Annotated in this window: 8 protein-coding genes and 3 pseudogenes; all 11 read left to right on the top strand. The window is 50.0% G+C overall.

Features of this window, described 5'->3' with window-relative positions; all coding sequences use genetic code 11:
- Positions 1–4: 4 nt before the first annotated feature.
- Entirely contained in the window at positions 5–1237 is a 1233-nt protein-coding gene (locus LH51_RS03875) for a glycosyltransferase family 4 protein (protein ID WP_036519884.1), read from the top strand.
- On the top strand, positions 1237–1953 hold the full coding sequence (locus LH51_RS03870) for a glycosyltransferase family 2 protein (protein WP_200881857.1): 717 nt from the start codon (positions 1237–1239) through the stop codon (positions 1951–1953). Before LH51_RS03875 ends, LH51_RS03870 begins: the two co-directional genes overlap by 1 nt.
- Positions 1905–2144: a hypothetical protein gene (locus LH51_RS21150; protein ID WP_200881856.1), complete on the top strand. Its 240-nt coding sequence runs from the start codon at positions 1905–1907 to the stop codon at positions 2142–2144. Before LH51_RS03870 ends, LH51_RS21150 begins: the two co-directional genes overlap by 49 nt.
- Positions 2137–3189 (top strand): WecB/TagA/CpsF family glycosyltransferase, encoded by a 1053-nt coding sequence (locus LH51_RS03865; RefSeq protein ID WP_052063418.1) that lies wholly within the window; start codon positions 2137–2139, stop codon positions 3187–3189. The genes LH51_RS21150 and LH51_RS03865 overlap by 8 nt, the downstream gene beginning before the upstream one ends.
- A complete protein-coding gene (locus LH51_RS18780) occupies positions 3186–5804 on the top strand; it encodes an AMP-binding protein (protein ID WP_052063417.1) in 2619 nt (872 codons plus the stop codon). Before LH51_RS03865 ends, LH51_RS18780 begins: the two co-directional genes overlap by 4 nt.
- A 15-nt stretch (positions 5805–5819) precedes the next feature.
- Complete coding sequence (gene xrtD / locus LH51_RS03855; RefSeq protein ID WP_200881855.1) at positions 5820–7415, top strand: VPLPA-CTERM-specific exosortase XrtD; 1596 nt, start codon at positions 5820–5822, stop codon at positions 7413–7415.
- Entirely contained in the window at positions 7412–9814 is a 2403-nt protein-coding gene (locus LH51_RS03850) for a tetratricopeptide repeat protein (RefSeq protein WP_036519883.1), read from the top strand. Before xrtD ends, LH51_RS03850 begins: the two co-directional genes overlap by 4 nt.
- A 12-nt stretch (positions 9815–9826) precedes the next feature.
- A pseudogene (rfbA, locus tag LH51_RS03845) lies at positions 9827–10713 on the top strand (glucose-1-phosphate thymidylyltransferase RfbA).
- Positions 10710–11257: pseudogene (gene rfbC / locus LH51_RS03840) on the top strand (dTDP-4-dehydrorhamnose 3,5-epimerase). The pseudogenes rfbA and rfbC overlap by 4 nt, the downstream one beginning before the upstream one ends.
- Entirely contained in the window at positions 11250–12146 is an 897-nt protein-coding gene (rfbD, locus tag LH51_RS03835; RefSeq protein WP_036519882.1) for a dTDP-4-dehydrorhamnose reductase, read from the top strand. The pseudogene rfbC and the gene rfbD overlap by 8 nt, the downstream one beginning before the upstream one ends.
- A pseudogene (gene rfbB / locus LH51_RS03830) lies at positions 12143–13092 on the top strand (dTDP-glucose 4,6-dehydratase); the annotation flags it as partial. The gene rfbD and the pseudogene rfbB, both read left to right, overlap by 4 nt.
- Between the last annotated feature and the right edge of the window lie 43 nt (positions 13093–13135).

Here is a 13135-nt window from a genome sequence, read left to right as displayed (position 1 = left end):
CGCTATGACGATTGCATATCTGGCACCCGAAATACCGGCACGCTCCGCTACGTTTGTGTATCAGGAAATACATGAGTTACAGAGGCGTGGCATCAGCGTGTGTAGTTTTTCCTTGCATCGCCCTCATGATCCGGCGCCGGATCAACAAGCCCTGCGTGATAAAACCCAGTATCTTTATGCCGATGGTTATTTTGCTGTAGGCCTGAAGGCAATTCGGAATATGCTTCGACCAGGTATTCGGGTAAGTCTGGGTTTGCGTGCCTTGGTTTCTGATATGCGTCAACTATCCGGTTTGCGCACGCGCGCAAAACTGTGTTTTCAGTTTCTGGCCGCTGTTAATCTTGCTGATGCGTTGATTAAAAATAAGATCAGTCATGTACATGTGCACTTTGCCCATGTGCCTACACAAGTGGCGATGTACGCGTCAGCAATGACGGGCGTGCCTTTCACTGTAACGTCACATGCCAATGATATTTTTGAACGTGGTTTGCTTTTAGCCTTAAAGGCTGAACGTTCAGCAAAGTTCTTTACGATTTCTGACTACAACCTGACGTTTCTTAAAGGTCAGGGAGTGCCCGAATCCCGACTGGGAATTGTCAGGTGTGGGGTTTCATTGAACTACAAGCGTAAAACACCCAATCTTCAGTCTGACAAAAAGTCTTTGGTTATTGGCTCGTTAGGGCGACTGGTTGAAAAAAAGGGCATGGACATACTTTTACAAACCCTTGCCGCGTTGGTATCTGAATACCCTGAGTTGGATATTACCTTACGTATTGCCGGAGATGGTCCGTTGAAATCAGTGCTTCAACAGCAAGCAAAAACGCTTGGAATAGCTGATCGGGTGCTCTTTGATGGTGCGCTGCAGCATTCGCAGGTAGGTGACTGGCTCGATCAGTTGGATATGTTTGTTTTGGCGTGCAAGATTGATACAAACGGGGATATGGACGGTATCCCTGTGGTTTTGATGGAAGCCATGTCTCAGTCGGTGCCTGTTGTTACCACTAACTTGTCTGGTATCCCTGAGTTGGTTATTCCTGGTGTTACAGGGTATCTGGCGGAACAGGGCGATGTTCAGTCGCTACAAGATGCAGTGGGTCGATTATTGGCAAATCGAGAAGAGCTTGATGAAATAACGGCACGCGCTTTGCAACATGTAGCTGATGAGTTTTCACTGGAAAGTAATGTCGACCGCCTGGTCGTTGAATTCAATCGATCTCAAACCCAAGGGGTGAAGTAATGACTGATGGACTCTTGGTAATATCTCCATGCCGCGATGAGTCGCAATACATGCGGCAGACATTGGATACGATGGTCTCACAAACCCGAAAGCCTGACCTGTGGCTGATTGTAGATGATGGTTCAACCGATGATACTCCAGAGATTCTGAAAGCCTATGCGGTGCAACATGACTGGATACAGATTATCACCCGTGAAAATCGTGGTAAAAGGGCGGTAGGTCCGGGTGTTATCGATGCTTTTTATGCTGGATATAATACGGTTGATGTCGACCAATATGCGTTTATTTGTAAGCTGGACCTTGATCTGCGTTTACCTGAGCGCTATTTCGAAATTCTACTGCAACGCATGCAAGATAACCCCAATATTGGTACTTGCAGTGGTAAGGCTTATGTTGAAACAGCTCACGGTCTGGAAAATGAGCGTCATGGTGATGAAACATCGTTGGGAATGACCAAGTTATACCGGCAGAGTTGCTTTAAAGAAATTGGTGGATTTGTTCGCGAAGTGATGTGGGATGGAATCGATTGTCATACCTGTCGTATGCATGGCTGGATAGCCTGTAGCTGGGACGAGCCTGAGCTGCGCTTTGTACACCTGCGCCGATGGGCAGTAGCCAGGTGGGTATTCATACAGGACGTATGCGCCATGGTTATGGACAGTATTTTATGGGTACCAGCTTGCTGTTTATGCTGGCCAGTGCTGTGTACCGCCTGAATGAGAAGCCTTATATCACTGGCAGTGCGGCCATTCTTTGGGGTTGGTTACGTGCAGCGCTGACTGCCAAACCTCGCTATCAAAACAAAGAATTTCGTCAATTTTTGCGAAAATACCAGATGCGGGCTTTACTGCATGGAAAACAGAAAGCGGTTGAAATGACGCATAAGGAAAAAGGAATTCATGTCTGAAACTACCGGATTTTTAAAGCAATACCGCTTTCGTCAACAATGGTTACTTTTAGGGCTGCCGTTTGATGCCGTGACTCTGGACCAGGCCTGTGACCGGGTATTTGCTGCTATTCGTGAGCGACAGCGCTGTTTTATCTCGACCCCGAACCTTAACTTTGTGATCAGTGCTCGTGGCGATGAGGTGTTTTCCCGATCCGTTATGCTTAGTGATTTGAGTCTGGCCGATGGTATGCCGCTTATTTGGGCATCACGTTGGTTAAGGCTGCCGATTCCAGAACGGGTAGCAGGGTCCTCATTATTTGATGAACTGGTTAGTCGCAGTAGTGAAAGTCAACCGTTGCGGGTGTTTTTCTTTGGTGGTGATCCTGGGGTTGCAGAAAAAGCATCTACTATATTGAATGATCGATCTGACCATGTTGTTTGCTGTGGTTTTCTTGATCCTGGTCGCGGCGACATTGCATCAATGAGCACGCCAGATATTATTGCTCAAATCAATGCAGCAGAAGCTGATTTTTTAGTTGTTTCTCTTGGCGCTAAAAAAGGGCAGGCGTGGATCATGCATAACCTTGATGCACTGGAGGTGCCTGTTGTCAGTCATCTGGGTGCCGTGGTCAATTTTGTCGCGGGCACGGTACGCCGCGCACCGCTTATGTGGCAGAAAGTGGGGCTTGAATGGCTGTGGCGTATTACGGAGGAGCCGCATCTGTGGAAGCGCTATTGGAACGATGGAATCCTAGCCATCAAGCTATTCGCACGCCTGTTACCCTTACGTTTTAAGCCTGGTCCCTCGGAAAATGGCAGCGTAACCACCGATTATCATACTGATACAGGTATGCATTTGGTATTGTCCGGAAGGCCAAGTCATCCAGAGATGGAACGTCTGTATAATTTTGTCAACGAACTCTTGCAGGACTCATCCTGCGTGCAGTTAGATGTGCAACATGCCTGTGTAGAGGATGCTGAAATTGCAGCATTTATTAAGGTGCTGGGTACTGTATGCAGCACTGGAGGCATTAAATTGAAAGTGCTGGGAGAGTCAGGATGATTAGCGATCAGCAGGTTGTCGGCGTAGTTTCCGTCAACTCGATTTCATATGTGAAAACCCTGTTTGATTGTTATCAAAACAATCAGGTCGTGGTATTGCTTCGTGACGAAGATGACAGCCGTATTGACCTGGTTGGAGTGACAGATGTTATTTCACCTGACAATACCAAGGGTTGGTTTAGCCAACATTATGATTTCTCTGTAGATGATTGTCTCGCACAGATTGCCTTCACGTCAGGAACTGAGGGGGAGCCTAAAGGGGTATTGCTGACGCACCAGGCGCTTTCTGATGTTTCTGAGCGTCTGAATCAGGTCATGGAAGTTAATGATCAGATACGTGAATACGTTGGTGTTCCGGCTAACTTCTCGTTTGGCCTGGGGCGTTTTCGCGCGGTTAGCCTGGCTGGTGGTGAGTGCTTTCTGCCCCAGAATGGCTTTAACCCTCTCGAAATCCGGGAAATGCTGAGCAACGATGAGATCAACGCTGTTTCAGCCGTGCCAAGCCTCTGGCGTGTGTTACTGAATCATAAACACATCTTTTCCCAAGAAGCTGAACGTCTGCGATGGATTGAAATTGGCAGTCAGTATATGAGTCAGGCAGAAAAACAAGAACTTAAAACCTTGTTCCCGAATGCCATCATTGCACAGCACTATGGTTTAACTGAAGCCTCTCGCAGTACATTTTTACGCATTGATAAAGTATCAGGTCCTTTACTGGAATCTGTCGGATGTGCTTATGGAAAAACAGAGTTCAAGCTGACAGATAGTGGGCGGATTGCTATCCGGGGGCCACATGTTGCCAAGACACTGCTGATACAAGGCGAATATGTCGATAATCTGGATGCACAGGGCTGGTTTATTACCAGCGATCTGGGTGAAATCAAGGATGGTTATCTGTTCTATAAAGGCCGCGCCGATGATCTGATTAATTGTGGTGGTATTAAGTTGTCACCTGATGCGTTGGAGCGGGATTTCAGAGAAAAGCTTAACATCAAAGAAGGTGTTGCCATTGCCTCTGTTGCCGATGAGTTGATGGGAAATGCGGTGCTGCTGTCTGTATTGAATACGCTTAGTCTGGAGACCTCTCAGCTACAAGAAGTCATGCACCAGGTTTTATTGGGTTATGGGGTGAACAATCGCCGGGCATTAAAAATTCAATGGGTTGATCAGTTTCCGTTAACAACGACCAACAAAGTCCAGCGAAAGGTATTAGCGGAAAATTATTTGCAAACGCAGCAACTGGATATTTCTGACTCCGTAGCGCAAGTTGATACTTCTTTGCAAGCAACAGCGACAGGGCTTTCTGCTGAGGAGCAGGAGATTTTGTCTATCTGGAAGCAGGTATTGAAGACGGATCATATTGATCCTGATGATAATTTCTATGATATAGGGGGTGACTCTTTATCAGCTTTATCAGCTCTGATCGAGATGGAGCGCCAGGGTGTGCCATCGGATATATCCCGTGGCTTGCTTCAGGGCCTGACGATTCGTGAGATCGCCCAACGGATGGCTCAAACAGATACGGCAGGCGGAACTCGGCATCAGATCCGTGGACAGGCTGTGAAAAACAGTATGTCTATTAATATTGTGCGTGGCATTATGGTGCTATTGGTGGTTCTTGCTCATTGGCACCAGGGAGTGCTCGAGCGTCTCCCAATTAATGACCCCCAGGCCGTTACTAATTTTTTCGGTCCCTTGCTGGCGATGGGAACACCTGGCTTTGCCCTTATTTATGGCGTCGGAGCTGGCTATGCCTTATATCCACTATTTCATAATGATCCGGTCCGGCTAAAAGGTATTTTGAAAAAAACCTTTTCCCTGCTGTTGACGGGTATCTTAATTATGGGGTTAATATTTTTCTGGGAGAAGACCAGACAAGGTATTGATATAACCCTGACAGACTTCAGCAATTCTTTTTACTCTGTTTTGACTTATTATTTGTTAGTCACGGCTAGTCTATATCCGATCTTCTATTTGCTGTCACGTTTTCGGTTTGAAGTTATCGGAGCCCTGATGATCGCACTATTAGTTTATCTATTGGACCTGATAGTGTTTAAACCTATGGGTTCCTTCCAGACGGAGGGAGTTGCAGAGTTCGTCAAACTGCTGTTTTCGGCCAAATATGCTTACTTTCAAATGTTGTCCGGAAGTTTACTGGGAATGGCTGTGGGCTTAACGATTTTTCGCTGCAAGCAGATATTCAGTGATCTGAGCTACTTGTTTCCGGTGGGTGCGGTATTGCTTTTACTGGGTATTGTTATGTCAATTCATCAGACGGGTATAGACAGCTGGTTTGTCTGGCCAGTGTCTACCAATTTTATCTGGCGTTGGTTGACGTATGCGGGTGTTGTCATGATTTTGATAGCACTAATTGAATGGAGCCTGGGTTACTATGATAGGCTAAAGCCGGTTTACCGATTAGGCTTTCAGTTACTGGCTGTAACTGGCATGCTGGCCTTCCCGATCTTTGTACTCCATGAACTGGTTATTCCCCTGAAAACCATACTTGCGTCTTATGGCAACATTGATCTGCTCTCGTTTTCTGTACCAATTGTATTAATTGGTGGTATTTGTGTGTATTTATACCGCTCTTTATATGTCAGTAGTTTTAAGTAAAGCTATGAGGTGAATGTGTCTTTAGTAAAGGAAATACAGCAGGATTTTTTCCGTCTGAGCAAGGTTGTTTCCTGGCCTGCACTGGCACTGTTTGGCTGCGGACTGGTAGCGGCTTTCTTTCTGTCCTTCGGTGGTCTATCCGAAGTGGTTGAACGCTGGATTGGCCAGGAAGAGTACAGCCATGGTTTTCTGATCCCATTGGTGTCCTTGTTTATTCTCTGGGAAAAGCGCCTGACAATTGCCGTTGAGTACCGCTCAGGCAGTTGGTGGGGCGTACCGGTGATATTGATTGCGCTACTGGTGGCCTTTATCGGGGAAATTTCGGCGCTGTATATACTCGTACAGTATGCCTTTTTACTGCTGCTGGCCGGATTCGCCATAACCGCACTGGGGTGGACTGCCAAACACACCTTTATTCCTATTATTCTGCTGGCCTTTGCGATTCCACTGCCTTACTTTTTAGAGGCGGTACTTACCGCGCGTTTACAGCTGTTGTCGTCTGAAATCGGGGTAATGTTTATCCAGTGGATGGGCATTCCTGTGTACCTCAGCGGTAATGTGATTGATCTGGGGAACTACAAACTGCAGGTTGTCGAGGCTTGTAGTGGCTTGAGTTACCTGTTTCCCCTGACCTGTCTGGGTTTTATCGCGGCGTATTTTTATCAGGCACCCATGTGGAAGCGCGCGCTATTGTTTCTGTCGACCATCCCTATCACCATACTGATGAACAGTTTCCGTATAGGGGTTACCGGCTGGCTGGTGGACGGTTGGGGCATCAGTATGGCCGAAGGCTTTCTGCATGACTTTGAAGGCTGGATTATTTTTGTGGCCTGTGCGGCTATTCTGGCACTGGAAATTGAGATTCTGGAGCGTCTGACCCGCCGTCGTGGTTTATTAGATGTGTTTGGCTTGAATGTACAGACCCCCTCTGATGAAGCACTGGCGGTTGCAACTGAGCGTCAACGGGGTCGCGCACTGCCTGTCGCTATGTTGTTGGTAGTCAGTTTGACGTTTATTGCCGCACTGGGTGTGCAGGCATTCGATAAACGCATGGAAGCTGTCCCGGAAGATGTGTATCTGGCCGCATTTCCTGATCAGATCAAGGATTGGCAAGGTACATACGGCAGCCTGGAAACCCGGGTGATGCAGGTGTTACAGCTTACCGATTATTTGATGATGAACTTTGAGCGCGACGCTGAGCCGATGATTAACCTCTACGTGGCGTATTATGCTTCGCAACGTAAAGGGGTGTCGCCCCACTCACCGCGGGTCTGCATTCCCGGTGGTGGTTGGGAAATTGCCGATATCCGTCGATCACAGGTCGATGATATACCCATTAACCGTGTAGTTATCCGCCGTGGGCTGGAGTCACAACTGGTGTATTACTGGTTCCAGGAACGTGGTGAGCCGATAGCCAATGAATATTTAAAAAAGTGGAAGCTGCTTGAAGATGCCCTTGCTTATAACCGTACCGATGGATCCTTGATCAGGCTGGTGACACCCTTCAATTCATCAGAGCCGGTCGAAGTGGCAGAACAGCGTTTAAATGAATTTTTACGGGCCGCCTATCCGGAACTGGTCCGTGTATTACCTGGGAAAGGTGAATTATGAATATAAAAATGCTCCGTCGGGGAGTCCTGTCATTACTGGTTGCGGCTGTAGTGACCGGTTGTGCCGATAAAGAAAAAAGTGTGCAGAACTATCTGGAAAGTGGCCGTGAGTTTCTGGAACAGGGGGATTTGGGTCGCTCTAACGTGCAGTTGCGCAATGTACTGCAGATAGATCCGGATAATGTGCAGGCTTACCGTTATCTGGCTGATATCGCCGAGCAGCAGCAGAACTGGGAGCGTCTGTATTCGCATCTGCGGCGCATCGAACGTCTGCAGCCGGACGATCTGGACAACAAGATTCGTATGGCCCGACTGTTACTTATGGTTGGAGAGGGTAGTAATGCCGGTGAAAAAGCCGATGAAGTGCTTGCCGTTGATTCTGAACGTGCCGATGCCTGGCTGGTTAAAGCTACCTTGGCCCTGCAACAGGGTGATCCACAGGGCGCACTCACCGAAGGTATGAAAAGCATTCTGCTGGATCCGGACAATACTGACACCCTTACCGTGCTGGCGGGTGCGCAGCGCATGATGGGTGATGAGCCTCAGGCCTTCTTGTTGCTCGACGAAGCATTGGAAAAAGATCCTTCAGCCATAGCCGCTCGCATGATTCGTATGGAGATGTACCGGCAGAAGGGTGAAATGGACAGGGTGGAAGCTGATTTGCGTTATTTGATGCAAAGCCAACCCGAATCTGAAGATTTCGTCATCGCCATGGCGGGTTTGCTGCGTGACGCCGATCGCCTGGATGAAGCGGAAGCGCTGTTACATGAGTTTGCCACAGAGAATACCGGTAGCAGCCGTGCGGTACGCGGTCTGGTGGAAATTGTGGATGCCAAGGGTGAGAGTGAGCGGGCCGATGCGCTGTTGCAGACCTTTATCGATCAGGCCAGCGGTACGGATGTAGACGAGCTGGAATTTGTATTGGTAGAACGCTTGAGAACTCACGATCAGCCTGGCGCCGCGCTGGGAGTGCTCGAACGCCTGATGACCTCTGAGCAGGCAGTAACACGTCAGCGGGCACAGGCACGCCGTGCTGAACTTTACTTTGCCGAGGGTAATAACGAAGCCGCATTGGAATTAATCAATCAGATTCTGCAGGAAGACAGTCAAAGTGAGCCCGCCTTGCTGGTACGTTCACGCTACCACCTGCAACAGCAAATGATTGACGAGGCCGTGCGGGATTTGCGCGTGGTGTTGCGTAACAATCCGGATTCCGAAATCGGGTTGATGTTGCTGGGTACGGCCTATATGAGCAGCGGTTCCTCAGAACTGGCTGACGGTAACTTCCGTCAGGTGTTGCGTCTTAACCCTGGCAATGTGGATGCGGCTGTGCCGGTGATCAACCGTTTACTCGCCGATGGTGACCTGGGCCGTTCTGAACAGATCATCCAGAATGCCTTACGCCGTTCACCCAACAATGAATCCCTGCTGTCTCTGTTGGCGCAAGTGCGCCTGATGCGTAATGACTGGGCCGGTACCGAAGCGGTTATCTCGGATATGCAGGCACTGGATGGCGATCGTGCCGTAAGCGAGTATTTGAGTGGGCGTATCTTCCAGGGTCAGGGTCAGTATGAGCTGGCAATGAACCGCTATGAAGCCGCATTGCAGGCACAGCCACGCTTTATACGTGCAGTAGAGGGTTATGCACTCAGCCAATTGGAACTGGATCAGCTTGACAGTCTGCTGGACTGGCTGGATACCCGTATTGCCGCAGACCCTGAATTTATTGGTAACTACAGCGTGAAAGCCGCCGTATTAAGGCAGGAAGAAGATCTGCAGGGTGCCATTGCCGTTATGGATCAGGCGCTGTCTGTGACGCCTGATTGGGTACAGGGCTATACACAGCTGGCAGGTTTTTATCTGTTACAGGAGCAGGTGGATGATGCCTTGCAAGTATACAGCCGTGGCCTGGATGAAGTGAATGATCTGAGTTTGTATGCCTTGCGTGCTTCACTGCTAGAGCAGAGCAACCGTGTAGAAGAGGCCATTGCAGACTATGAAGCCGCGTTGGAGTTGGCCCCGAACAATCAGGTGGTCGCGAACAACCTGGCTTCCTTGCTGATCAACCATTCTCCGACTGAAGCCAATGTGCAGCGGGCGCTTGAGCTGACACGTAGCTTCCGTAACAGTGATGAGCCTTATTTCCTGGATACCCATGGCTGGGCCTTGTTCAAGTCCGGTGAGGTGCAGGAAGCTGAACGCCTGGTGCGCCGGGCTGTGGAAGGCCTGCCAGACCTGGCTGAGGTCAACTTTCACTATGGCCGCATACTTCTGGAGCAGAACCGTAACACGGATGCGCAGGCTTATCTGAACAAGGCTGCCGAACTGGCAGTAGACGATGAAAGTCTGCAGCAGCAGATTAGCGAAGCGCTGCAGCGCCTTGAAAACGCAGCAAATTGATCAGGAGGTAGCATGAAAAGGAAAGGAATAGTACTGGCTGGTGGTTCGGGAACCCGGTTGTATCCCCTGACGAAAGGGGTGAGTAAACAGCTGATGCCGATCTATGATAAGCCGATGATCTATTACCCCTCAGTATTCTGATGCTGGCGGGTATTCGTGAAATCCTGATCATTACCACGCCGGAAGATCAGTCGGCATTCCAACGCCTGTTGGGTGATGGCAGTCAATGGGGTGTCGAGCTGGTCTATGCCATTCAGCCTTCACCGGATGGTCTGGCCCAGGCCTTTATCATCGGCCGCGAGTTTCTGGCAGGAGCGCCTTCGGCGCTGGTACTGGGCGACAATATTTTTTATGGCCATGACCTGCAAACGCTGCTGAATGAAGCCAATGTCCGCGAGTCTGGCGCGACGGTATTTGGCTATCACGTAGACAATCCTACCGCTTACGGTGTCGCCGAATTCGATGAGCAGGGTAAAGTGATCTCGCTGGAAGAAAAGCCTAAGGTACCTAAGTCGCCCTATGCAGTGACCGGTTTGTATTTTTATGATCACCAGGCACCCGATATTGCGGCATCCCTGAAACCTTCTGCACGCGGTGAGCTGGAAATCACTGATCTGAATATGGTTTACCTGCAGCAGCAACAGCTGCATATGGAAATTATGGATCGCGGCTATGCCTGGCTGGATACGGGTACGCATGCACATCTGCTGCAAGCCTCCTCGTTTGTGCAAACACTGGAAGACCGCCAGGGACTGAAAGTCTGTTGTCCGGAAGAGATCGCTTTCCGTCAGGGCTTTATCAGTGCCGAAACCCTGCGGCGTCAGGCGGAACCGCTATTGAAAAGCGGTTATGGTGCGTATCTGATGCGCTTGCTGGAGCGGGGGACAGCTAAACCATGAAGTATGAACCCCAGGCGATTGCCGATGTGGTGTTAATGACACCGGATGTGTTTGGTGATGAACGCGGTTTCTTTATGGAAACCTTCCGCCAGCACGAGTTCGAGAAACACTGTGGGCCTTGGCGCTTTGTTCAGGACAATCATTCACTGTCACGCCGGGGTATTTTGCGTGGCCTGCATTATCAGTTACAAAAGCCTCAAGGCAAGCTGGTGCGGGTGGTGAGTGGTGAGGTGTTTGATGTGGCCGTGGATCTGCGCCGCAGTTCAGCGACCTTTGGTCAGTGGGTTGGCGTGCATTTATCAGCGAAAACAAACAGCTACTTTGGGTACCGCCAGGCTTTGCACATGGTTTTTATGTCACCAGTGAGTCCGCCGAATTTGTGTACAAATGTACGGATTATTATAACCCCGGCGATGAATACACCCTGCAGTGGAAGGATACGCAACTGGCCATCGACTGGCCGCTGGTACAGGATCATATGCCGGAGCTCTCGGCGAAAGATCAACAGGGACTGACCCTGGCAGAGGCACCCTATTATGACTAAGCGCATTCTATTGACGGGCGCCGATGGGCAATTGGGATCGGAAATCTGCCAGCGGGTGGCGCAGATGACTGCGGCCTATACGCTGGAAGCGACAGATCAGGCCAGGCTGGATATCTGTGATCTGGCTCAGGTTGAAGCCGCCGTCGCTGCATTCAAACCGGATGTGATCGTGAATGCGGCCGCCTATACCGCCGTAGACAAGGCCGAATCCGAGCGCGATATCGCCTTTGCTGTGAATGCCCAGGGCGCTGAGAATCTGGCCCTTGCCGCCAGTCAGGCGGGCTGCCGCTTGATACATATTTCCACCGACTATGTCTTTAATGGTGAAAACTGTAAACCCTGGCAACCGAACGATCCGGTTGGCCCGATTAATGTCTATGGTGAGAGTAAACTGGCCGGTGAACAGGCGGTGCTCAAAGCCTTGCCGGGGGCGCTGATTATCCGTACCGCCTGGGTTTATTCACGTCATGGTGAAAACTTTGTTAAAACCATGATACGGCTGATGAACGACCGGGATAGCCTGGGGATTATCAGTGATCAGATCGGCACACCCACGCATGCAGGGCGTTTGGCTGAAATCGTGCTTACAGCGGTTGATCAACCGGCACTCTCCGGGATTTATCACTGGACGGATGCCGGCGTGGCGTCCTGGTATGACTTTGCTCAGGCCATTTATGAACTGGGTTCCAAAGCCGGGCTGATTACCAGTGCTTGCCAACTGACACCCATCGGCACCAGGGACTACCCAACTCCGGCTACCCGGCCCTGTTATTCAGTGATGGATTGCAGTCGCAGCCGTGAAGTTCTGGGTCTTGCCAGACACTGGCGTGAGCAGTTGCACTTCATGATTGCTGAACTGGATTATGTAAACAAGGGAGCCAACGCATGAAGCGTTTAATGGTCACCGGCGGAGCCGGTTTTATTGGTGCAAACTTTGTGCACTACTGGATGCAGGCACATCCTGAGGATTTTGTTCTGGTGGTGGATGTCCTGACCTATGCTGGGAATCTTGCCAACCTGGAACCTGTACAGCAAAACCCCAACTTTCAGTTTGTGCAGGCTGATATTTGTGACACGGCTACAATGGAGCAGTTGCTGCGTGAGCATCGACTGGACACGCTGGTGCATCTGGCCGCTGAATCCCATGTGGATCGTTCAATTCTGGGGCCGGATGCCTTTATTGAAACCAATATTATCGGCACCCATAGCCTGCTAAAAGCGACACGCCAGGTCTGGTTAACTGAAGGCCTTTGTGCACAGCACCGTTTTCATCATGTCTCTACTGATGAGGTGTATGGCACGCTGGAGCCCAGTGATCCGGCGTTTACTGAAGAGACCGCCTACGCACCCAATTCACCCTATGCCGCCAGTAAGGCGGCCTCGGATCATCTGGTACGTGCTTACCACCACACCTACGGCTTGCAGGTTACTACCAGTAACTGTTCTAACAACTATGGTCCCTACCACTTTCCGGAAAAGCTGATTCCACTGATCATCACCAATATTCTGGCAGATCGACCCTTGCTATTTATGGTGATGGCCGTCAGGTGCGGGATTGGCTGTATGTGGAAGACCATGCCCGTGGTATCGAGAAGGTACTGCTACAGGGCAAGGTAGGTGAAAACTACAATATCGGTGGCCATAACGAATGGCACAACATCGATATAGTGCAGTACATCTGCACCGAAATGGACAAGGCGTTTGCTGCGAATACATCACTAAAACAACAATACCCCGAAGCTCACTCAGCCATGGCTGGCCAGAGTGCTGCTTTGATCACCTATGTTAAAGATCGCCCTGGACATGACCGGCGCTATGCCATCGATGCGCATAAATCCGGACGTGAACTGGGCTACCTGCCCCGTGAAAGTTTTGAAA

The organism is Nitrincola sp. A-D6, from assembly GCF_000764495.1.
GTDB lineage: Bacteria > Pseudomonadota > Gammaproteobacteria > Pseudomonadales > Balneatricaceae > Nitrincola.
Note: the sequence above shows the minus strand (reverse complement) of the source record. Positions and strands in the feature narration are given on the sequence as shown.